This is a genomic window from Komagataeibacter europaeus LMG 18890 (genome assembly GCF_000285295.1).
GTDB classification, from domain to species: domain Bacteria; phylum Pseudomonadota; class Alphaproteobacteria; order Acetobacterales; family Acetobacteraceae; genus Komagataeibacter; species Komagataeibacter europaeus.
In genome coordinates, this window is sequence record NZ_CADP01000001.1 from 154215 (window position 1) to 178396 (window position 24182).

Consider the following 24182-nt stretch of genomic DNA (forward strand, 5'->3'; position numbering starts at 1 on the left):
CTGACCAAAAGTCAAGCCTTGCGCAGGATTCGCTAGCAGTCCGACAGAGCGACTCTGTTCCACCGGACTCGGAGCACCGCTCCGTCAGGCCGCTGATACCGCCTGAATCGGATGGTGACAATAGTGCAGCACCGAATCATGCCAGATACCGGCCTGCGGTACCTGGCATTTCACTCGTATTGTTATTCGGCGGCCTTGGTGGTGGCCACCGCAGCGCGGGCCTGGGCCAGACGCTGCTTGTCCTCGCCCGCCGCAACGGCACGGAGCTTGTTCATCACGCTGCCCGTCCCTGCCGGGATCAGGCGGCCGACAATCACGTTCTCCTTCAGGCCGTTCAGCGTATCCTTCTTCCCTGCCGTCGCGGCCTCCGTCAGGACACGTGTGGTCTCCTGGAAGGATGCGGCGGAGATGAAGGACTGCGTCTGCAGCGACGCCTTCGTGATGCCCTGCAGCACAGGCATGGCAACAGCCGGACGCTCGCCCATGTTCAGGCGCTTGGTGTTCTCTTCCTCATACTCGATACGGTCCACCGTCTCACCGATCAGGTAGGTCGTATCGCCCGGCTCAAGGATTTCCACCTTCTGCAGCATCTGGCGGACAATGACTTCAATGTGCTTGTCATTGATCTTCACACCCTGCAGTCGATAGACGTCCTGGATCTCGTTGACGAGATAGTCGGACAGCGCCTCGACCCCCAGAACCTTCAGGATGTCGTGCGGCACGCGCGGACCGTCGACCAGCGGATCGCCAACCTGGACAAAGTCGCCTTCCTGGACGGAAACGTGCTTGCCCTTGGGGATCAGGTAATCCGTCTCCTCGCCCGTCTCGTCGTTCTTCACGATGACACGGCGCTTGGACTTGTAGTCCTTGCCGAATTCCACACGCCCCTCGGTTTCCGAGATGATGGCGTGGTCCTTCGGACGGCGGGCCTCGAACAGTTCGGCCACGCGCGGCAGACCACCGGTAATGTCACGCGTCTTGGAACCTTCACGCGGGATACGCGCCAGCACGTCGCCTGCGTTGACCTGTGCGCCGTTTTCAACCGACAGCAGCGAGTCAGGCGACAGGAAGTAGCGGGCGTCGTTGCCGTTGGCCAGCTTCACCACATCGCCATTGGCGTCCTTCAGCTGCAGGCGGGGACGCAGGTCGATCCCCTTGGAGGCCTGCTTGTAGTCCACGACCACCTTCGACGTCAGGCCCGTCACCTCATCCATCCGCTCCACCAGGGTGATGGAGTCGATCAGGTCAAGGTATTCGACCTTACCGGGCTGTTCGGTAATGATCGGCAGGGTGTACGGATCCCACTCGGCCATCTTCTGGCCACGCGTGACCTCGGCCCCGTCTTCCACCAGCAGGCGCGCACCATAAGGCACACGGTAGCGGGCGCGTTCGGTGCCGCGGTCATCCGTCAGCAGGATTTCGCAGTTACGCGACATGACGATGGGCACGTTCTGACTGTTATGCACAACGTTCTTGTTGCGGATCGTCACCTTGCCGTCACGCGACGCCTCGACCATCGACTGTTCGGCGCCACGCTGCGCCGCACCACCGATATGGAAGGTACGCATGGTCAGCTGGGTGCCCGGCTCACCAATGGACTGGGCGGCGATGACGCCCACGGCCTCACCGATATTGACCGGCGTGCCGCGTGCAAGGTCACGGCCATAGCAGTGGCCACACACGCCCACACGGCTGTCACAGGTCAGCACGGATCGGATCAGCAGGCTTTCGACACCCGCCTTCTCGATCTGCTCGGCCTGGGCTTCCTCGATCAGCGTATTGCGCGGGAACAGCATCTTGCCGGTCGCCGGATCCAGCACGTCGGCGGCAAGGGTACGACCCAGCATACGTTCGGACAGGGACGCGACAACCTCGCCGCCATCCATGACCGCACGGACCGTCAGGCCGCGTTCGGTGCCGCAGTCTTCCTCGACAATGATGCTGTCCTGCGCCACGTCGACCAGACGGCGGGTCAGGTAACCCGAGTTCGCGGTCTTCAGCGCGGTATCAGCCAGCCCCTTACGCGCACCATGGCTGGAGGTGAAGTAATCGAGAACCGACAGGCCTTCCTTGAAGTTGGCGATGATCGGCTGTTCGATGATCTCACCCGACGGCTTGGCCATCAGGCCACGCATGCCGGCCAGCTGCTTCATCTGTGCTGGCGACCCACGCGCACCGGAGTGGCTCATCATCCACACGGAGTTGGTCGGCTTGCCGATTTCCTGCTTGGAAATCTCCTTCATCATCGCGGCCTGCACTTCGTCCGTGCAGCGCGACCAGGCATCGACCACCTTGTTGTAGCGTTCGCCCGCGGTGATCAGGCCGTCCTGATACTGCTGTTCGAACTCCTTCACCTCGGCAGCGGTGCGGTCGACCAGTTCCTTCTTCTCGGTCGGGACGATCATGTCATCCTTGCCGAAGGAAATGCCCGACTTCGCCGCGTGACGGAAACCAAGGCCCATCAGGCGGTCACAGAAGATCACGCATTCCTTCTGGCCACAGTGACGGTAAACCGCGTCGATGACGTCCGACACGATCTTCTTGGTCAACTGGCGGTTGATCAGCGAGAACGGCAACGCGGCGTTGCGCGGCAGGATCTGCGCCACCAGCATGCGGCCCGGCGTGGTCACGACGGTTTCGCGCGTGACCTTGCCCTCGGCATCGACATTCTCGATACGCGCGCGGATCTTGTCATGCAGCTTTACGGCGCCCGTGCTGAGCGCATATTCCACTTCGCCCACGCTGGAGAAGGAAGGCGCACCCGCAACCGTCACCTGCCCCTTGTCATCATAGCTGTTCTGGTCAGGGGTCGCGCGGAATTCCGGGGTTTCGAGGCTGAGATAGTACAGCCCCAGCACGATATCCTGTGACGGCACGATAATGGGCTTGCCGTTGGCGGGGCTGAGGATGTTGTTGGTGGACATCATCAGCACGCGCGCTTCCAGCTGCGCCTCAAGGCTCAGCGGCACGTGAACGGCCATCTGGTCACCATCAAAGTCCGCGTTGAACGCGGTGCAGACCAGCGGGTGCAGCTGGATCGCCTTGCCTTCGATCAGCACCGGCTCGAACGCCTGGATGCCCAGACGGTGCAGCGTCGGCGCACGGTTGAGCATGACCGGATGTTCGCGGATCACTTCTTCAAGGATATCCCAGACTTCAGGACGTTCCTTTTCCACCATCCGCTTCGCGGCCTTGATGGTGGTGGCGTGACCGTATTTTTCCAGCTTGGAGTAGATGAACGGCTTGAACAGTTCCAGCGCCATCTTCTTGGGCAGGCCGCACTGGTGCAGCTTCAGTTCCGGACCGACCACGATGACCGAACGGCCGGAGTAGTCAACGCGTTTGCCCAGCAGGTTCTGACGGAAACGGCCCTGCTTGCCCTTGAGCATGTCGGACAGCGACTTCAGCGGGCGCTTGTTCGCCCCCGTGATCGCACGGCCACGACGGCCATTGTCAAACAGTGCATCGACCGATTCCTGCAGCATGCGCTTTTCGTTACGGACGATGATGTCCGGCGCACGCAGTTCGATCAGCCGCTTCAGACGGTTGTTACGGTTGATGACGCGACGGTACAGGTCATTCAGGTCCGACGTCGCGAACCGGCCGCCATCCAGCGGCACCAGCGGCCGCAGTTCGGGCGGGATGACCGGCACCAGTTCCAGGATCATCCATTCCGGGCGCGATTCACTGTCGGCAAAGGCCTCGACCAGCTTCAGGCGCTTGACCAGCTTCTTGCGCTTGGCCTCGGACGTGGTGTCCTTCAGTTCCTGGCGCAGTTCTTCCTTTTCGACCTTGCAGTCGATGCGTTCCAGGATCTTCTTGATCGCCTCGGCGCCAATTCCGACCTCGATCCCCTCGTCGCCATGCTCGTCCATGACGTCAAGGTACTGGTCTTCCGTCAGCAGGCTGTACTGCTTGAGCGGCGACGTGCCGGGTTCCAGAACCACATAGCTTTCGAAATACAGGATCTTTTCCAGATCCTTCAGCGTCATGTCGACCATCAGGCCGATACGGCTGGGCAGAGACTTCAGGAACCAGATATGGGCGACGGGGCTTGCCAGTTCGATATGGCCCATGCGTTCACGCCGGACCTTGGCCAGCGTGACTTCAACGCCGCACTTTTCGCAGATGATGCCGCGGAATTTCATCCGCTTGTACTTGCCGCACAGGCATTCGTAATCCTTGATCGGACCGAATATCCGCGCACAGAACAGGCCATCACGTTCCGGCTTGAATGTCCGGTAGTTGATGGTCTCGGGCTTCTTGATCTCGCCGTACGACCAGGAACGGATCTGCTCGGCCGAAGCCAGCTGGATCTTGATCTGATCGAAGGTCATGGCCTGGCCGCCCTGACCAAGGATCTTCATGAGTTCATTCATGCGCCGCAAACCCCCTGAGGGAATGAAGCGGAAGCAGCCGCGTTACCTGCTTCCACTCCTGAAAGAAAAATGTATGGACCGACGTGCAACACAAGGCCCGGTCAGGAACCGCTCTGTTCCAGGTCAACATTCAGGCCAAGGGACTTCAGTTCCTTGATCAGGACGTTGAAGCTTTCCGGAATGCCGGCTTCGAAATCATCCTGCTCGCGCACGATGGCTTCATACACCTTGGTACGACCGGACACGTCATCCGATTTGACCGTCAGCATTTCCTGCAGTGTGTAAGCCGCGCCGTAAGCTTCCAGCGCCCACACTTCCATTTCACCAAAGCGCTGCCCACCGAACTGCGCCTTGCCGCCCAGCGGCTGCTGGGTCACCAGCGAGTACGGGCCGATGGAACGGGCATGGATCTTGTCATCAACAAGATGATGCAGCTTGAGCATGTAGATATAACCGACCGTGGTCTTGCGTTCGAACGGTTCACCCGTGCGCCCGTCGATCAGCTGCGACTGCCCGGATTTATCCACGCCTGCCTTCTGCAGCATGGTCTCGATATCCGGGATGGACGCGCCATCGAACACCGGCGTTGCAATCGGCACGCCCTTGCGCAGGTTGCCACACAGCTCCAGCAGCTGGGCGTCGGTCATGTCGCCGATCTGCTCGTCATAAACCTTGTCGCCATAAACCGACTTCAGTTCATCAAGCAGTTCCTGGCGCTTTTCGCCATGGCGCTGGTACTCATCGGCCAGCTGGGCCACCTGCCGGCCAATATTGGCGCAGGCCCAGCCCAGATGGGTCTCAAGGATCTGCCCCACGTTCATGCGCGACGGCACGCCAAGCGGATTCAGCACGATGTCAACCGAGGTGCCATCCTCAAGGAACGGCATGTCCTCAACCGGCACAACGCGGGAGACGACACCCTTGTTGCCATGACGGCCAGCCATCTTGTCACCCGGCTGCAGCTTGCGCTTCACCGCGACAAAGACCTTGACCATCTTCATCACGCCCGGCGGCAGTTCGTCACCACGCTGCAGCTTCTCGACCTTGTTGTCGAAGCGGGCCTGAATCTTGGAAACGGCGGCATCGAATTCACGACGCAGCGTTTCCAGTTCCGCCATGACCTCATCGGACATCACGGTGATGTTGCGCCATGCGCCACGAGGGTGCTCGGACAGGACCTCATCCGTGATCTCGGTGCCTGAACGGATGCCCTTGAAGCCCGTACCGGCCGTCTGGCCGATCAGGTGCTCGCGCAGACGGTTGTAGAAGGAACGTTCCTGAATGGCGCGTTCATCGTCGCGGTCCTTGGCCAGGCGTTCGATCTCGGCGCGCTCGATCGCCATCGCGCGCTCGTCCTTGTCCACGCCACGGCGGGAGAACACGCGCACATCCACGATGGTACCCGTCGTGCCGGGCGGCAGCTTGAGCGAGGTGTCACGGACATCGGACGCCTTTTCACCAAAAATGGCGCGCAGCAGCTTTTCTTCCGGCGTCATCGGGCTTTCGCCCTTTGGCGTGACCTTACCGATCAGGATATCGCCGGGGTTCACCTCAGCGCCCACATACACGATCCCGGCTTCGTCGAGGTTGCGCAGCGCTTCCTCACCGACATTGGGGATGTCGCGGGTGATTTCTTCCTGGCCCAGCTTTGTGTCGCGGGCCATGACCTCGAATTCCTCGATATGGATCGAGGTAAACACGTCATCACGCGCGATCCGTTCGGAAATCAGGATCGAATCTTCAAAGTTGTAACCGTTCCAGGGCATGAACGCGACCAGCACGTTACGGCCCAGCGCCAGTTCACCCAGTTCGGTGGACGGACCATCGGCGATGATCTCACCCGCGCGGACCTGGTCACCCACGCGCACCAGCGGACGCTGGTTGATGCAGGTGGACTGGTTGGAACGCATGTATTTGCGCAGGCGGTAGATATCCACGCCCTGCGTCGCACCGGCATCATCCGTCGCGCGGACAACGATACGCGCGCCATCGATCTGGTCCACCACGCCATGGCGGCTGGCCACGATCGCGGCACCCGAGTCATGGGCCACGGCGGCTTCCATGCCCGTGCCGACCAGCGGCGCGTCCGAACGCACCAGCGGCACGGCCTGACGCTGCATGTTCGAGCCCATCAGCGCGCGGTTGGCGTCATCGTTCTCAAGGAACGGAATGAGGGCCGCGGCAACCGAGACAAGCTGCTTGGGCGAGACGTCACACGCCGTCACGTCGGTCGGCGGAACCTGACGGAAGTCACCGCCACGGCGCACCGAAACCAGGTCGTCCGTCAGGTGACCCTGCGCGTCCTGCTTCGCATCCGCCTGGGCAACGACCAACTTTTCCTCTTCCATGGCGGAAAGGTATTTCCAGCCATCCTGAAGAACGCCGTCCTCAACCATGCGGTACGGGGTTTCGATGAAGCCGTACTTGTTCACCTTGGCATAGGTGGCGAGGGAGTTGATCAGGCCGATGTTAGGGCCTTCCGGCGTCTCGATCGGGCAGATACGACCATAATGCGTCGGGTGCACGTCACGGACTTCGAAGCCCGCACGCTCACGCGTAAGCCCACCCGGGCCGAGTGCGGACAGGCGACGCTTGTGCGTGACTTCCGACAGCGGGTTGGTCTGGTCCATGAACTGGCTGAGCTGGGATGAGCCGAAGAACTCACGCACCGCGGCCGCCGCCGGCTTGGCGTTGATCAGGTCATGCGGCATGACCGTGTCGATATCGACCGAACCCATGCGTTCGCGGATGGCGCGCTCCATGCGCAGCAGGCCAACGCGGTACTGGTTTTCCATCAGTTCGCCAACCGAACGCACGCGACGGTTGCCAAGGTTGTCGATGTCGTCAATCGCGCCGCGACCGTCCTTCAGTTCGCACATGATCTTGACAGTGCGCAGGATGTCTTCCTTGCGCAGGACGCGCACCGTATCGGGCACGTCCACGCCAAGGCGCATGTTCATCTTCACGCGGCCAACGGCGGACAGGTCATAACGGTCGGGATCGAAGAACAGGCCGGAGAACATGGCTTCCGCCGTCTCGGGCGTCGGCGGCTCACCGGGGCGCATGACACGATAGATATCGGTCAGCGCCTCATCGCGCGAGGCGTTCTTGTCCACGGCCAGCGTATTGCGGATCCACGGGCCATTGGCCGCGTCAACCGCCAGGGTGGACAGCGTGGTCAGGCCAGCTTCCTCAAGTTCTTCCAGCTTCTGCTCGGTCAGTTCGTCACCGGCTTCGGCAAAGATCTCGCCCGTGTGTTCGTTGACGATGTCGGACGCGATGAAACGCCCGATCAGCCCGGCCGGACCGACCAGCACTTCCTTGGTGGTTTCCGCGATCTTGCGGACCATGCGCGCGGTCAGCTTCGCATCGACCGGGGCGACTTCCTCACCCGTCTGGGCATCGATCAGCGGCTCAAGCAGCTTCATGCCACGGAAGGAATCGGCGTCAAAACGGCGGGCCCAGCCCTTTTCCGTCTTGGTGAACTCGACCTTGCCATAGAAGTAGCTCAGGATCTCGTCGGGATCCATGCCACGGATTTCCATGGACTCCACGTCGCCGCCCTCGGCGGCCTTGGCGGCGCGGGCGGCTTCGGATGCCGCGCCTTCCAGGGCGTACAGCAGCGTGGTGACCGGCAGCTTGCGCTTGCGGTCGATGCGGACGTAGATCAGGTCCTTGCTGTCGAATTCGAAATCGAGCCACGACCCGCGATAGGGAATGACGCGCGCGGCGAACAGGAACTTGCCCGAAGAATGGGTCTTGCCCTTGTCATGATCGAAGAACACGCCGGGGCTGCGGTGCATCTGGCTGACGATAACACGCTCGGTCCCGTTGATGATGAAGGTGCCGTTATCGGTCATGAGCGGCATGTCGCCCATGTAAACCGGCTGTTCCTTGATATCGCGGATCGAGCGTGACCCGGTATCTTCATCCACGTCCCACACGATCAGGCGCAGGATCACCTTCAGCGGCGCGGCAAAGGTCAGACCACGCTGAATGCATTCCTCGACGTCGTATTTCGGTTCTTCCAGCTCATAGCTGACGAATTCCAGACGCCCGCGCCCCGCGAAATCATTGATCGGAAAGACGGAACGGAACACTTCCTGCAGGCCCGTCGGCGTCCGGCTGTCGGGCGCCACATTCATCTGGAGGAACGTCTCGTAGCTTGCCCGCTGCACGTCGATCAGATTGGGCATCGGAGCGACCTCGGGTATATGCCCGAAGCTCTTGCGGATGCGTTTGCGTCCCGTGAACGATTTTGTAATCGCGTTCATCGCCTATCCAGCCCCCATCCACACAGGTCCGCACGACCGTGACACGAATGTCACGCGGACTGCGCGGCCCGTAAAAATCCTTGGCGGATCAACCGGCCCCATGGCCCGACCAACCCTTCACTACCGCCAAAGGCACCCGAAGCCTCGCGGCCAGGGTGCCTGTAACGCCCAAGGGGGCGGAAACCAGACGGTTTCCACCCTCACCTGAACAATCAGCCTGAGTGCGTCATAAACGACGCATCCCGATTGGCCAACTTATTTGATTTCGACAGCAGCGCCGTTGTCTTCAAGGGTCTTCTTGATCTTTTCGGCTTCATCCTTGCTGGCGCCTTCCTTGATGGTCTTGGGCGCGCCCTCGACCAGATCCTTGGCTTCCTTCAGGCCCAGACCCGTGATCGCGCGGATTTCCTTGATCACGTTGATCTTCTTGTCGCCCGCCTTGGTCAGGACAACGTCGAACTCGGTCTTCTCTTCAGCCGGCGCGCCACCAGCAGCGGCACCCGGGGCAGCAGCCACAGCAACCGGAGCAGCGGCGGAAACGCCCCACTTTTCTTCCAGCAGCTTGGACAGCTCGGCAGCTTCCAGAACGGTCAGAGCGGACAGGTCTTCAACAATCTTGTTCAGATCGGCCATAATTTTGGTCTTCCTAATTTATACACTGGTTGGCACGGCACAATCCCGTTTTTTCAGGAAAATGCCATTTTTTTGATAACCCGGCGGGCCGGGTCATAGGTCTCAGGCTGCTTCGCCCGTCTTGGCATAGGCACCAAAAACCCGTGCAAGCTGTCCGGCCGGCGCCTGCAGCACGCCTGCGATACGCGTTGCCGGCGTGGAGATAAGCCCCACCAGCTGCGCGCGCAGAACGTCCAGGGACGGCAGCTCGGCCAGAGCCTTGATGCTTTCGACGCTGAGCGTCTGGGCACCAAGCGATCCACCGAGCAGAACAAGCTTTTCATTGGTTTTGGCGAACTCGACCAGCACCTTCGCCACTGCTACGGGTTCATCCGCCCACGACAACGCGGTCGGCCCCTTCAGCAGCGGCTTGATGCCTTCGAACTGGGTCCCTGCCAGGGCGAGAGAGGCCAGCCGGTTCTTCGCGACCTTGTGTGTAGCTCCTGCCGCACGCACGCGACGCCGGAGTTCCGTCACATCAGCCACGCTCAGCCCGTCATTACGGGTGACGATGACCATGGACGTCTCAGCGAACACGGCTGCGAGGGAGGCAACAAACTCCCGCTTCTCCGTACGGTCCAAATCCCGTCTCCATCATCACCTGCCAGCAAGAAGCCGACAGGTAGGGTTTACCCTTGGGATATTCCGGCGTGCCGGTCATATCCCGGTTCGCCTGTCCTTTCAAACGGAACAACCAGTGCGGGCTTTCGCCCCGATCCGGCAATCCCCGTCTCCCGGTTGCAGCCCCTGCGGGCAATCAAGGCTTGCGCCACATCCGGTCATGGACAGGTTCGGAAAATGGCGGCCAGGCCGCCATCCCCTGTTCCCCCACCCCTGTTACAGGGCAGGGTCATTCTTCAGCTGACGTCAGTCCGCGGTGAAAGCGGACGTGTCAACCGTAACACCCGGCCCCATGGTAGAGGACAGGGCGATCTTCTTTACATACGTGCCCTTCGCGCCCGTGGGACGGGCCTTCTGGACGGCGTCCACGAACGCACGGATGTTTTCAGCCAGCTTGGCTTCGTCAAACGACGCCTTGCCAACGCCTGCATGCACGATACCGGCCTTTTCCGCGCGGTATTCGACCTGACCGGACTTGGCCGCGGAAACCGCGCCCTTCACGTCCATGGTCACGGTGCCCAGCTTGGGGTTGGGCATCAGGCCACGCGGGCCGAGGATCTTGCCCAGACGACCGACCAGCGCCATCATGTCCGGCGTCGCGATGCAGCGATCGAACTCGATTTCGCCAGCCTTCACCTTTTCGGCCAGGTCTTCGGCACCAACCACGTCGGCACCGGCCGCCGTTGCTTCCTCGGCCTTCGGGCCGCGGGCGAACACACCAACGCGCAGGGTCTTGCCCGTGCCGTTGGGCAGGGACAGCAGGCCACGGACCATCTGGTCTGCATGACGCGGGTCGATGCCCAGGTTCATGGAGATTTCGACGGTCTCGTCAAACTTCGCCTTGGCGTTGTTCTTGACCAGGTTGATGGCTTCATCCAGGCCATACTGCTTCGTGCTGTCGACAGCGGCGCGGGCTGCGGTCAGACGCTTGTTCTTTGCCATTGTAATCAGCCCTCCACCACGTCGAGGCCCATGGAGCGGGCGGAACCCGCCAGCATGCGCACGGCGCCGTCGATATCGTTGGCGTTCATGTCTTTCTGCTTCGTCTCGGCGATCTCGCGCAGCTGCGCGATCGTGACCTTACCGACTGCCGCCGCCTTGCCTACCGTGGAGCTGCCCTTGGAAATCTTGGCAGCCTTCATCAGGAAGTAGGTGTTCGGCGGGGTCTTGGTAATGAAGCTGAACGTACGGTCGGCATACGCGGTGATGACGACGGGAATCGGCATACCGGGTTCGAGACCCTGCGTCTTTGCGTTGAACTCCTTGCAGAACTGCATGATGTTCAGGCCGCGCTGACCCAGTGCCGGACCAACCGGCGGGGACGGATTCGCCTTGCCGGCGGGGATTTGCAGCTTGATGTAGCCAACGATTTTTTTGGCCATATCCGGGGCTCCTGACTGTTTCACCCGGACCGCGGTTCTGGTGGCCCGCCCCTGCCCCGCATGGACAGGAAGCGCGTCCTCCCGCGTTCCGATAAGAGGCGCGCACCTACCGCTATTTGGCGGGGGCTGTCAAGTCCCCGTCATGAAATCCCTTGCCCGACAGGTCGAGGGAATCGGGGCCATTATCGACATTCACGCCACTGAAGGACCGTGGCATGCGCATATGCGTGTACTGCATGGGGTCGAAAGGCTTGAGCTGCTTGTTGTTCGGCAGTTCCGCCGTGCTCCATCCACCGCCCAGCGCGCGGATCAATTCTACCTGCGCCTGCATGTAGCGGGTTTCCACCTGCACTTCGGAAATGCGCGCCTGCAGGGCCGCGACCTGCGCCACCACCACGTCGAGGTAATTGGTCAGGCCACCGGTATAAAGCTGCATGGTCATGTTCTGCGTGCGCATGGAGGCCTGCACGGCATCCGCCTGCTGGGCGGCTTCTATATTGAGGTCATGCGTCAGGCTCAGCCCGTCTTCCACATCCTTGAACGCATCCAGCACGATGCCGCGGTACTGGTCTTCCGCCTGACGGTACTGCGACCAGTTGCGCTGCACTTCCGCGCGCCGCAACCCGCCCTGGAACAGGGGCATGGCCGCCTGCGCGGCATAGGAGTACATGCCGTTGGCGAATTTATCGAGCGTGAAGCCGTTATCCATGAAACCGGCTGTCGCGCTGAAGGTTACACGCGGGAAGAACGCCGCGCGCGAAACGCCGATGGCCCGGTTGGCCGCCGCCATGTGCCGTTCGGCGCTGGCGATGTCGGGCCTGCGTTCCAGCAGGGTGGCCGGAATGCCGACCGGGGTCGCCACCTTGGGGAAGGTAATCTGGTTACGGGGCTGGATATGGAAACTGGTCGGGGTCACGTTCACCAGGATCGCAATCGCGTGCTCCATCACGGCGCGCCGGGCCTGCAGGTCCGTATCCGCCGCCTGGGTGGACGAAAGCTGCGTCTGGGCGCGCGATACGTCGATTCCGGCCGCGATGGCGCCAGCCTGCCGCATCTTGGTGATCTTGACCGCGGTTTCGTAATACCGGATCGAGTCGAGATAGACCGCGTGCTGCGCATCCATCCCGCGCAACTGCATGTAGTCATTGGCCAGTTCGGACTGGATACTCAGCCGCGCCACCGCAAAATCGGCCGCCGCCGCCTGCGCCAGACGCTGCTGCACGCGCCTGCGGTTACGGATGGCGGACCAGAAATCCGGTTCCCACCGTGCCGCGGCGCTATACTGTTCGGATGACATGTAGATCGGGCCGGTCGACCCCACGCCTCGCCACAGACGGTGGTTGGATGCCTGGTTCTGTGACGCGCCGGCCCCACCCGATATCTGTGGGTACAGGTTCGACTGCGCTTCCGCCACGATGTCCCGCGCCTGGGTGAAGGCTTCCGCGTCCGCCTGCAGGTTCGGGTTCAGGTGGCTGGCGCGTTCTTCCAGTTCATCAAGGGTGGAGTCGTGAAAGACCTTCCACCAGTCCCCCCTGGCCGCGCCATCCTGCGGGGTGCCGAACTGCACCACGGCATCCCCCTTCCAGTTGTCGGGCAGCATGTAATGCTGGCCATGGTATTTCGGGGCCAGGTCCACGCACCCCCCCAGCGTACTGGCGATTGCGGCGCATCCGGCCAGCGAAAGCATGCGACGGGACAGCATGGGGCATGACGGGTCGCGTGGCGCGCCGTTCATTGGCGCACCCCCGTATCGCCCGCGTTGCTGTCGCCCGCGGGCATGGCCCGCACGTCATCCCCCTTGTCCACCGCGGGCGAGGCGGTCGCACCTGCGTCATTATATCCCGGCGTCGCACCGACCAGATAGACCTTCTGGCCTTCCAGCAGACCCGCCGACGGGTTGTTCACAATCCGGTCCTTTGGACCGATACCTGCCAGAACCTGCACTTTTGTCCCCAGATTGGTGCCAACCGTTACATTGCGCAGGCGGATGCGGTCATCGGCGTCCACGACCGCCACCTGCATGCCCTGCGCGCGGAACACAAGGGCACCTTCGGGGATTATCAGGATATCGGGATCACCGGGTGCGACAAAGTGTACATTGGCATAGGAATCCGGCCACAGTTCGCGCTTGTCATTATCGACCACCAGTTCGGTCGTCACCGTACGCGTGCCCACATTGAACGCCTTGGCGGTCGCAAGGAACTTGGCCTTGAACACCCGCCCCGGATACTGCGGCACAGACACGTCACCTTCCAGCTTGGGGCTGATGATGTCGGCATAATCCTGTGGTACGGACACGAACACGCGCATGCGGTGCACGTCCGCCACGCTGAACAGTTCGGTTGCGGTGCCACGGGACGAGACATCGCCACCGCCCGCGTTCACGTAATCGCCCACATCCGCCAGGCGCGATGTCACCACGCCGTCAAACGGCGCCACGATCTGCTTGAACGCAATCAGGGCCGCGTAGCGGGACACTTCGTGACGCGCGGCCTCGACTTCCGCCTGCCGGGCTTCGGCATTGGCGGCCTGCACGTCCACTTCCTGCTGTGACACGGCCTGCGTGCCCTGCAGCGCACGCCAGCGTTTGGCGGTGATCTGGGCCAGCCTGTACCGCGCCATGGCCACGTCGAAATTGGCCTTGGATGCCGCGTACTGCGCATCCAGTCCCGGCGTGTCGATGGTGGCCAGGATCTCGCCCGCCTTCACCTTCGCGCCGATATCCTTGTACCACATCTGCACATAGCCCGAGACCTGCGCGAAGATGGGCGCCTGGTACCAGGCCGAGATATTGCCCGGCAGGTCCAGCGTGCGGGTCTTCGGTCCCTTCTGCGGCATGATGACCTGCACGCGGGGAATGGCCGCGTCCTGCGCCACGTCCTTCAGGTGCGAGACATGGATCCGGCGTTCAAGAATGCCACCCGCGACAATGGCGGCCACCACAACCCCACCCAGGGTGACATACAGCCGCGCGCGCCCGGACATGCGTGGCTTGGGGGTTTCGCCTGTGGCGGTCATGCGTGTTCTCCTTCGCCAGCGGCGGACTTCTTGGACTTTCTGGAATGGATCAGGGCGAATACGCAGGGAACGAACAGCAGGGTCGCGCATGTCGCCACCAGCAGGCCGCCCATCACGGCGCGTCCCAGCGGGGCGTTCTGCGAATTGCTCAGCGACATGGGCAGCATGCCGATGATCATGGCCGACGCCGTCATCAGCACGGGACGGATACGTTCATACCCCGCCTCGATCGCGGCGCGCAGCGCATCGCCATGCACATCCATCCGTTCCCGCGCGAAGGATACGACAAGGATGGAGTTGGCCGTGGCCGTGCCCATGCACATGATCGCCCCCGTCAGCGCCGGGACCGACAGCGCCGTATGCGTCAGGAACAGGCTCCATGCGATCCCCGCCAGCGCTCCGGGAAGGGCCGTGATGATGATGAACGGGTCCAGCCATGACTGGAAGTTGACCACGATGATCAGGTACACCAGCAGGATCGACATCGCCAGGCCGCCGATAAGCTGGGTATACGCCCCGTTCATGGTCTCCGCCTGACCACGGATGGTCAGGCTGGACCCCGCGGGCAGGTCCTTGCGCACATCGTCCACCACGCGGGCGACCTGCCGGGACACCGCGCCAAGGTCCAGTCCCTCGGTCGAGGCGTAGATGTTGAACACCGGCATGATGTTGTAGTGCGAGACCTCGCCCGGGGTGCCGGTCTGCACGATGTCGCTCAGCCCGCCCAGGATCTGCGGCGCCTTGTCCGACGGGTTGCCGTCGCCCTTGTCGATGGGAATGGTCTCAAGGTCGTTCATGGTCTGCAGGAACTGCAGCGGCGTCTGGATATCCACCAGATGCGAAACCCCGGTCTTGGGATCCAGCCAGTAGGTCGGCGCCACCTGCCCGCTGCCCGACAGGACGGCCAGCGCGTTGTTCGCCACGTCTGCTTCGGTCAGGCCGGTACCCAGCGCGTAGGTCCGGCGGGCATTGACGCGCAGCGTGGGCGTATTCAGCGGTTCCTGCACCGCCACGTCGGCAATGCCGGTGACATGGCGCAGCTTTTCAGCCAGCTTTTCGGCAAAGTCGAAATTGGCGTACAGGTTGCGCCCCGTGACCTGCACGTCCAGCGGTGCGGGCAGGCCGAAATTGAGGATCTTGGCCGTCAGGTCGGCCGGCATGAAGGTGATCTCGGTGCCGGGAAATTTCTCCGCCAGCCCCTTGCGCAGGATCGTGCGGTATTTCGCGACGGGCGCTTCCTCATCCTTCAGCGTCACGGTCAGGTCACAGTCCTGCGCGCCAACGGTGGGCGTGGGGATAAAGGCCTGGTTGAGCGGGCTGAACGGCAGGCCGCAGTTGTTGACGATATTTTCGACCTGCCCGGGCAGCAGGCGTTCGATCTCGTAATTCACCAGCATGGAAATCTTGCCGGCTTCGGCGATCTTGGTGCCCATCGGCGCGCGCATGTGCAGCGCCAGCGCATTGGAATTGATTTCGGGAAAGAAGTCCTGCCCCACGAACACCAGCAGCACGAGCGAGCAGAACGCCCCGAGGCCGAATATCGGCACGAACCGCCCGCGTATGCTGATCAGGTGTTCAAGGATGGCGCGATAACGGTTGCGGAAGGCAATGAACTTCCGCTCGAACCCCTGCTGGAAGCGACCGAAGATATTGCGCGGTTCCTGGTGTCCCCCCGCCGCCTTGGCCGCCGCATGGGCCGCGACCTGTGCCGCCAGCATGTATTTGGCCATGGTCGGCACCAGCGTGCGCGACAGGATGAAGGATGCAATCATGGCGAAGATGATGGCTTCAGCCATGGGCATGAACAGCCAGCCCGCGACACCCGTCAGCTGGAACAGCGGCATCCACACGATACAGATACATAATGTGGACACGAAGGTGGGGATAACGATCTGGTTGGCGGCGTCGATGATGGCCGTTTCCAGATCCTTTTCCATTTCAAGGTGGGCGTCGATGTTCTCGATCATGACGGTGGCGTCATCAACCAGGATACCGACCGCCAGCGCCAGACCACCCAGCGTCATGACATTGATGGTCTGCCCCGCCATGCCCAGCCCGATGACCGAACACAGCATGGCCAGCGGAATGGAGGTGGCGATGATGACCGTCGATCGCCACGACCCCAGGAACAGAAGCACCACGAGACTGGTCAGCAGGGCGGCGGTGCCCATTTCCTGCACCACGTCGCGCACCGCCTCCTTCACGAAGGTCGAGGCATCGCCCAGCACGGTGATATCGACGCCCGGCGGCAGCGTGCGGACAATGGAGGGCAGCAGCGCCTTGATCCCGCTGACCACCGACAGGGTGGAGGCGTCGCCACTTTTCATGATGACGATCAGGACGGCCTGATGCCCCTTGACCAGCACCATGTTGGTCTGTGGCGGCCCGCCGGCATGCACCCACGCCACATCACGCAGGTAGACGACGGAATTGCCTTCCTGCTTGATGGGCATGTTGTTGAAACTGTCTATTTCCTCAGGCGAGGCATTGGTCTGGACCATCCAGTCGAATGCGCCGATCTGCTGGTCGCCGGCAGGTAGCACGATGTTCTGCTTGCCCAGCGCATTGCCGATATCGGTCGCGGACAGGCCATGGGCCAGCAGCTTGCTCTGGTCCAGGTCAACCATGATATTGCCCGGCTGGCCGCCATACGGGTTGGGAATGGCCGCCCCCGCAACCGATACCAGCGCAGGGCGGATCAGGTTGGAGGACATGTCATAGATCTGCGACGCCGTCATGGAATCGGACGACACCTGCAACGTCAGCACCGGCACGGATGATGCGTTGTAGGTCAGCACAAGCGGCGGGGTCATGCCCGCGGGCATCTGCTTGATGACCGTCTGGGAAACGGAGGTGATCTGCGTCTGCGCCACGGCGGTATCGGTACCGGGCTGGAAGAACACCTTCACGATGCCGCGCCCGTAATAGGACTGGCTTTCGATATGTTCGATATTGTTGACCGTCGCGGTCAGGGCGCGTTCGTAATAATAGACGACGCGGCCGGACATATCCTCGGGCATGAGGCCGGTATAGGTCCAGCAGATCGCAACGACGGGAATATTGATGCTGGGGAAGACGTCGGTTGGCGTGCGCAGCAGTCCACGGACACCGAATACGACAATCAGGATGGAAAGGACGACGAAAGTATAGGGCCGCTTGAGCGCGGTAACAACGATACCGTTCATGCGTGGCCTGTTTCCCTCCGCCCGGTCGGCTGACCTTCCACGGACCCGGGCCGGGACAGGTAGTGTTCGTACATATCTCGTCTCCCCGTCTGTCCTTCCGGTGTTAACGGGGGCATGACGGGTCGCAAATGAAATTTCAATTTAGTTTCCAGCCTGAATCAAGGTCGATGGTGGGAAAATGATACCCATTGTAACCCCTGGCAGGCTGTCATGCACACGCGACGGCATGATGTCGAGCCGCGCGTGATGCAGCGCCAGGATGGCCGATACCAGGCTCAGCCCAAGCCCGCTGCCGGGAATGTGGCGACTTTTATCCGAACGGTAGAAACGCCCCATGACCGCCTTGCGTTCCCCCGCCGGAATACCGATTCCGGTATCGACAACCTGCAGCAGCGCGCAGTCCCCGCTCATACGGGTGCGGATTTCAACCCGGCCGCCTTCGGGCGTGAACTTGATCGCGTTGTCCACCAGATTGGCCAGCACCTCAATCAGCAAGTCCCTGTCCCCCTGCACCTGTATCGGCGTGTCCGCGTCCCCATATGACAGGATGATACCCTTGGTTTCGGCTATGGGTTCATACAGATCCACGATATCGGCCACCAGCGCGCCAAGGTCGACCGTGCCGAACCCCGCGCGCCTGCGGCCGTTCTCGATCTCGCCAATGCGCAGCAGGGCGGTGATGATGGAAAAGGACTGGTCCAGGTCGTCGATGGTGCGGGAAATGACATTGCGCAGCGCCTCGGCCGAGTGCCCGGCATTCAGGGCGCGGTCAAGGCGCGCGCGCACGCGCGCAAGCGGCGTGCGCAGGTCATGGGCGATGTCATTGCCCACGTCGCGTATTTCATCCAGCAGCTGTTCCAGCCGGTCCAGCATGCGGTTGACGCTGCCCGCCAGGCGCTGGAGGTCGTCATTCTGTTTTCCCGCCGGCAGGCGTTCATGCAGGTCGCCTTCCATGATGCGGTCGATCGCCTCATGCATGTCCTTGACCCGCGACAGGGCGCGATGGCTGAGGAAGATGCCGGTCATAAGCGCGAACAGGACGGTCGGCACGATCGAGACCAGCATGGAATGCCGCATCATCAGCCGCAGTTCGGTGCGCATGTGCCGGCTGCGCCCCAGCACCAGATAACGTCCCCCCCGCACACGCACCGCCACCATGCGCAGCAGGGTGGCGGAACCACCGCCCATTGCCTCGGGTTCGACGACATGGACATGCCCGTCCGCCACCAGCCCGGTGGGCCAGTTGTGCAGGTCGCCCACGATATAATGCTGCTGTGCATCAAACAGCGTGGTGACGTTCATGATGATGCGCAGGTCATCGGTCGCGCGGTCGCGCACCTGCTGCTCAAGTTCGGCAGGGGGTTCGCGCTGCAGGATGCTGGCTTCGCGCAGCAGCAGCATGTCGGACCGCCGGGCCTCGAACACGCTGGCCTGGCTGTAACCGAAGAAGAACTGCAACGCCGCCGAACAGATCATTGCCGCCACCACCGCCAGTGTCAGGCGGAAGGTGGCGGTACGGAACAGTTCGTTACGAAGCACGCAGCATGAACCCCGCGCCCCGGATGCTCTGGATCAGGGGGGGCTTGCCGCTTTCATCGATCTTGCGGCGCAGCTTGCCGATATGCACGTCCACAAGGTTGGTCTGGGGAATGAAGCGGTAATTCCACACATCCTCCAGCAGCATGTTGCGTGTCAGCACCTGTCCCGGCCGGCGCATGAGGTATTCCAGCAGGCGGAATTCCCGCGGCAGCAGGTCGATCGGCACGCCATCGCGCGTGACCGTGCGTTCGATCAGGTCCATTTCCAGCGGGCCGACGCGCAGCATGGTATGGCGTGAATTATCAGGCCTGCGCAGCAGCGCCTCCAGCCGCGCGGCCAGTTCCTCCATCGCAAACGGCTTGGTCAGGTAGTCATCGCCGCCCGCCTTCAGCCCGCTGACCCGGTCATCCACCGCCGACAGGGCGGACAGCACCAGCACGGGCACATGCACCCTGCGCTCACGCAGGGTCTCGATCAGCGTCAGGCCATCGAGTTCGGGCAGCATGCGGTCCACGATCATGACATCGAAATGCGCGTTCAGCCCCATCGCCAGGCCGGCGGCGCCTGATTCCTCATGCTGGACGTGGAAATGGCGGCTTTCGAGTTCCTCCACCACTTCCTGCGCGATCTTGCTGTCATCCTCCACCAGCAGGACACGCGGCGCGGTCCCGCCCGTGGGGGAAACGGGCGCGCTTTCAGGACGGTGGGCTTCGGACGGAACACTCATCATCCCTTCCTTATGCAGCGCGTGCCGGAGCGGGGCCAATTAAAATCGTTTTCAGCTACGTCCCATGCCCACCCGCCCCTTCGCGCGACCATGACGGCGCCATGTCGGCCTGCGCGCCTGCCCCCTCCCCCATGGCGGAAGCCGGGTTCACCCCGTCATCCCCGGCAGGGGCGGCGGCGGTATCCACATCCAGTTCACGTAGCCTGCGGGTCACGAGGCCGGTGCGCCTGCGGGCTTCGTCAATGGAGGATGACATGGCAGACGCATTGCGGGCCAGTTTTTCCAGCACCCCGTCCATACGCAGCATTTCCTGGCGCGTGGCGCCCAGCAGGCGCGCGATGTCATCCGTGCGCCGTTCCAGCGCCAGCGTCACGTAACCAAGATGGATGGTGCGCAGCATGGCGGGCATGAGACCCGGCCCCATCACGATGACGCGATAGGTCCGGCCGATTTCATCCAGCAGGCCGGGAATACGCGCGACCTCCGCGTACAGCCCATCAGTGGGCAGGTACAGGACGGCGAATTCAACCGTCACGGGTGGCACGATGTATTTGGTCGCGATCTTGCGCGCCTCGATCCGCAGGGTGGTTTCCAGCGCGCGGCGGGCGGCGCGTTCGGCGTCGGGGTTGCAGTCGTCCACCGCCTGCAGAAGACGTTCATAGGCTTCGGTCGGGAATTTGGAATCAATCGCCAGCACCGGCGGGACCGTGGCCCGCACCGGCATGCGCACCGCGAATTCCACCACCTCACGGCTGTCATCACGCAGGCGGCGGTTGGTTTCGTACGCGCCTTCGGGCAGCACATCGTCCAGAATGCTGCGCAACTGGGATTCACCCCATCCGCCACGGGTCTTGACGTTGGAAAACAGGCGCTTGAGGTCGCCCACCTGCGCGGTCATGGCCGAGACCTCGCCCATCGCCTTCTGCATCGCGCCGATCTGTTCCAGCACGCGCTGGAAGGATGTCTGCATCTGCTTTTCCACTGCCTGATGCAGGCGTTCATTCACGGCCGCACGCAGTTCATCGCTCTGCCGCCTGCCCTCCTCCGCCATTTCGCGCAGGGCTTCGGACTGCGTCACACGCATTTCCGCAAGGTCGCGGCCCATCATGCGGGCGATGCGGTTGAAGGTTTCGGTCATTTCCTGATGCCGCTGGTCCAGCCTTGTCGACAATGCACGTTCGATTTCCGCCATGCGGGCGCGCTGGGCCTCGTTTTCCGCCACGCGGGCGGCGGTCTCCCGCTCCGTCATCACGCATAGCCGCGCCAGCTGGTCCGCATCTTCCCCCTGTCCCGCCATAAGGGAAAGGCGGCGCAGCACGATCAGGGACAACAGGCATGACATGGCGGCAAGCAGCATTCCGATCCACAAGACGGGCGATGCGGACAGATCGGGCATGGCGGATTGTTTCCCATCGTAAAGAACAAAACATGTCCGTGCCCTGTAATACGGGTGATGTAAACCCATCATGTTTTTTTGGAATATCTGGCAACCGTGATATGCAGCGACCGTAACGATCCGCCTTTCACCTGATTTTCAGGTTCGCATGGCGCCAAAACCCACTAGCGTGCCCCGACATGCCTTCACCCCGCCCGTTCGCGGTGCCGGAAACCGAACCGTTCTTGAGGACCCATCCACCATGCCCGAGGAAACGCAGACCTGCCCGCAAGCCCGACCGGCGCGGCGCGGATCCCTGTTTCGCAGCCTGTATGCGCAGGTTGTCATCGCGGTGGTGGCGGGCATCGCGCTGGGATATTTCTGCCCGCATGCGGCGGTGACGCTGAAACCGCTGGGGGATGGCTTCATCCGCCTGGTCAAGATGGTGATCCCGCCGGTCATCTTCCTGACGGTGGTGACGGGGGTGGCCAGCCTGTCCGACCTTGGGCAGGCGGGACGGCTGGCGGCCAAGGCAATGGTCTATTTCCTGACGTTTTCCTCGCTGGCGCTGGTGGTGGGCATGGTCATGGCCAACGTCGTGCGTCCTGGCGCGCATATCCATGCCGACCCCGCGACACTGGATACCCACGCGGTCGCCGCCTTTACCGCGCGGGCACAGGCGCATTCGTTCAGTGACTTCCTGCTCAACATCATTCCCGACACGGTGGTCAGCGCCTTTGTCTCGGGCGATATCCTGCAGGTGCTGCTGATCGCCATCCTGTTCAGCATCAGCCTGTCGCACATGGGGGCGAAGGGGCATGCGATCCTGTCGCTGCTCAAGCAGTTGACGCAGCTGGTGTTCGGGGTGGTGCGGCTGGTCATGTATGCCGCGCCCATCGGGGCGCTGGGGGCGATGGCGTTCACCATCGGGCGGTTTGGCATCGGTTCCGTGCTGCACCTCGCCTTCCTTGTGGCGACCTTCTATGCCACTTCCGCGCTGTTCATACTGGTGGTGCTGGGGGCGGTCGCACGGTGGAACGGGTTCCGCATCCTGCCGCTGCTGGCCTACCTGCGTGAGGAACTGCTGATCGTTCTGGGCACCAGTTCATCCGAATCAGCGCTTCCCAGCCTCATGACCCGGATGGAAAACGCCGGCTGCGCGCCGTCCGTCGTGGGGCTGGTGGTGCCGATGGGCTATTCCTTCAATCTTGATGGCACAAACATCTACATGTCGCTGTCGGCGCTGTTCATTGCGCAGGCGACGGATGTGCACCTGGGCCTGGGCCAGCAGGTCAGCCTGCTGCTGGTCGCCATGATCAGTTCCAAGTGGGCCGCCGGGGTCACGGGGGCGGGTTTCGTCACCCTTGCCGCGACGCTGGCGGTGGTGCCCGACGTGCCGGTGGCGGGCATGGGGCTGATCCTGGGCATTGACCGTTTCATGTCGGAATGCCGGTCGCTGACCAACATCATCGGCAACGCGGTGGCCACCATCGTGCTGGCCCGGTGGGAAGGCGCGCTGGATACCGAACGCCTTGCCGCCGCCCTGTCGGGCCGGATCAGCGATACGCAGGCCGACACCCCCATCATGACCGGTGCTGGCACCGTATCCGGCAGCAGTCCCGCACGCGCGGCCCCGTCCCCATCCCATTCATCCTGACGACCCTTACGCCCCCATAGGTTGAACATCATGCCTGTTTTCAAGACCCAGACCGGCGCGCTGACCACTGCGCAGAGAATACGAAGCATTATTGCGGGTTCGTCCGGAAATCTGATCGAATATTACGACTGGTACGTCTATGCGGCATTTTCCATGTATTTTGCCCATGCCTTCTTTCCAAAGGGCAACCAGACGACGGAACTGCTGCGCAGTGCGGCGGTGTTCGCCGTCGGCTTTCTCATGCGGCCGGTGGGCGGATGGCTCATGGGGCTTATGGCGGACCGGCATGGACGGCGCGCGGCGCTGAGTGTTTCGATCATCGCCATGTGCGCAGGCTCGCTGGCCATTGCCGTGTGCCCGACATACGAACGCATTGGCGTTGCGGCCCCGTGCGTGCTGCTATTCGCGCGCCTGCTGCAGGGCTTGAGCCTGGGGGGCGAATACGGGGCCAGCGCCACGTACCTGTCGGAAATAGCCCCCTCCGCGCAGCGCGGGTTTTACGCCAGTTTCCAGTACGTCACGCTGGTCATGGGGCAGCTTCTGGCCCTTGTCGTGCTGCTGATCCTGCAGTTCGCGCTGCTCAGCCCGGCACAGCTCGGGGCGTGGGGCTGGCGCGTTCCGTTCTGCATCGGCGCGCTGCTGGCGCTGTCCATCCTGTGGTTCCGTCGCGGCATGGCGGAAAGCGAGCAGTTCAATACGGCCAGCCATGACCGCAACGCCCATGGCGGCCTGCGCGTGCTGCTGCGCCACCCGCGTGAGGTACTGGGCGTATGCGGCCTGACGCTGGGCGGGACGGTCGCGTTCTACACCTTCACCATCTACATGCAGAAATACCTGGTCAACACGGCGGGGCTGAGCAAGGAGCAGTCCACGCTGGTCTCCACCGCGTCACTGGTGGTGTTCGCCATGGTCCAGCCCGCCTTTGGCGCGCTGTCGGACAGGGTGGGCCGCAGGCGGCTGCTGCTGTCGTTCGGCATCATCGGCTGCGTTGCGACCGTACCGCTCATGCAGGCCCTGTCCAGCGTGCATTCCCCGCTGGTGGCTTTCGGTCTGGTGACGGCGGCGCTGGTCGGGATTTCGGGCTATACCTCCATCAACGCGGTGGTGAAGGCCGAACTGTTTCCCACGCGCATCCGCGCGCTGGGGGTGGCGCTGCCCTATGCGCTGACCGTTTCGGTCTTTGGCGGCACGGCGGAATACGTGGCCCTGTGGTTCAAGCAGATCGGGCATGAAGGACTGTTTTACTGGTACGTGACCGGCTGCATCGCCTGTTCGCTGCTGACCGTGCTGTTCGTGCTGCCCGGGCATGATCGCATCACGCAGGAACACTAAAAACCATTATCAAAAACAAAC

The 24182-nt window shown here is 62.4% G+C and carries 14 protein-coding genes; 2 read left to right on the plus strand and 12 right to left on the minus strand.

Annotated elements, in window-relative coordinates:
• Positions 1-182 precede the first annotated feature (182 nt).
• The 12 genes from rpoC to GEU01_RS00885 form a co-directional block, all read right to left on the minus strand.
• Positions 183-4379, minus strand: coding sequence for a DNA-directed RNA polymerase subunit beta' (rpoC, locus tag GEU01_RS00830; protein ID WP_010506745.1), 4197 nt, complete (start codon positions 4377-4379; stop codon positions 183-185).
• Positions 4380-4480: 101 nt separating this feature from the next.
• Positions 4481-8653: a DNA-directed RNA polymerase subunit beta gene (rpoB, locus tag GEU01_RS00835; RefSeq protein ID WP_019084555.1), complete on the minus strand. Its 4173-nt coding sequence runs from the start codon at positions 8651-8653 to the stop codon at positions 4481-4483.
• 255 nt (positions 8654-8908) lie between these two features.
• Positions 8909-9286 (minus strand): 50S ribosomal protein L7/L12, encoded by a 378-nt coding sequence (gene rplL / locus GEU01_RS00840; RefSeq protein ID WP_010506747.1) that lies wholly within the window; start codon positions 9284-9286, stop codon positions 8909-8911.
• 102 nt (positions 9287-9388) lie between these two features.
• Positions 9389-9907: a 50S ribosomal protein L10 gene (rplJ, locus tag GEU01_RS00845; protein ID WP_010506748.1), complete on the minus strand. Its 519-nt coding sequence runs from the start codon at positions 9905-9907 to the stop codon at positions 9389-9391.
• A gap of 285 nt (positions 9908-10192) precedes the next feature.
• Positions 10193-10888 (minus strand): 50S ribosomal protein L1, encoded by a 696-nt coding sequence (rplA, locus tag GEU01_RS00850; RefSeq protein WP_019084557.1) that lies wholly within the window; start codon positions 10886-10888, stop codon positions 10193-10195.
• Between the two features lie 5 nt (positions 10889-10893).
• Positions 10894-11328, minus strand: a complete 435-nt coding sequence (gene rplK / locus GEU01_RS00855) for a 50S ribosomal protein L11 (protein ID WP_010506752.1) — start codon at positions 11326-11328, stop codon at positions 10894-10896.
• Between the two features lie 112 nt (positions 11329-11440).
• On the minus strand, positions 11441-13063 hold the full coding sequence (locus tag GEU01_RS00860) for an efflux transporter outer membrane subunit (protein ID WP_019084558.1): 1623 nt from the start codon (positions 13061-13063) through the stop codon (positions 11441-11443).
• Positions 13060-14346, minus strand: coding sequence for an efflux RND transporter periplasmic adaptor subunit (locus GEU01_RS00865; protein ID WP_019084559.1), 1287 nt, complete (start codon positions 14344-14346; stop codon positions 13060-13062). The genes GEU01_RS00860 and GEU01_RS00865 overlap by 4 nt, the downstream gene beginning before the upstream one ends.
• Entirely contained in the window at positions 14343-17531 is a 3189-nt protein-coding gene (locus GEU01_RS00870) for an efflux RND transporter permease subunit (protein ID WP_019084560.1), read from the minus strand. The genes GEU01_RS00865 and GEU01_RS00870 overlap by 4 nt, the downstream gene beginning before the upstream one ends.
• 141 nt (positions 17532-17672) lie before the next feature.
• Positions 17673-19070, minus strand: a complete 1398-nt coding sequence (locus GEU01_RS00875) for a sensor histidine kinase (protein ID WP_010506758.1) — start codon at positions 19068-19070, stop codon at positions 17673-17675.
• Entirely contained in the window at positions 19060-19797 is a 738-nt protein-coding gene (locus GEU01_RS00880; protein ID WP_010506759.1) for a response regulator transcription factor, read from the minus strand. The genes GEU01_RS00875 and GEU01_RS00880 overlap by 11 nt, the downstream gene beginning before the upstream one ends.
• Before the next feature lie 55 nt (positions 19798-19852).
• On the minus strand, positions 19853-21193 hold the full coding sequence (locus GEU01_RS00885) for a DNA recombination protein RmuC (RefSeq protein WP_019084561.1): 1341 nt from the start codon (positions 21191-21193) through the stop codon (positions 19853-19855).
• A gap of 241 nt (positions 21194-21434) precedes the next feature.
• On the opposite strand from GEU01_RS00885, the gene GEU01_RS00890 reads away from it, so the two are divergent.
• Together GEU01_RS00890 and GEU01_RS00895 are read left to right on the plus strand one after the other, a co-directional pair.
• On the plus strand, positions 21435-22829 hold the full coding sequence (locus GEU01_RS00890; protein ID WP_019084562.1) for a dicarboxylate/amino acid:cation symporter: 1395 nt from the start codon (positions 21435-21437) through the stop codon (positions 22827-22829).
• 30 nt (positions 22830-22859) lie between these two features.
• On the plus strand, positions 22860-24161 hold the full coding sequence (locus GEU01_RS00895) for an MFS transporter (RefSeq protein WP_198284428.1): 1302 nt from the start codon (positions 22860-22862) through the stop codon (positions 24159-24161).
• The last annotated feature ends 21 nt before the right edge of the window (positions 24162-24182 follow it).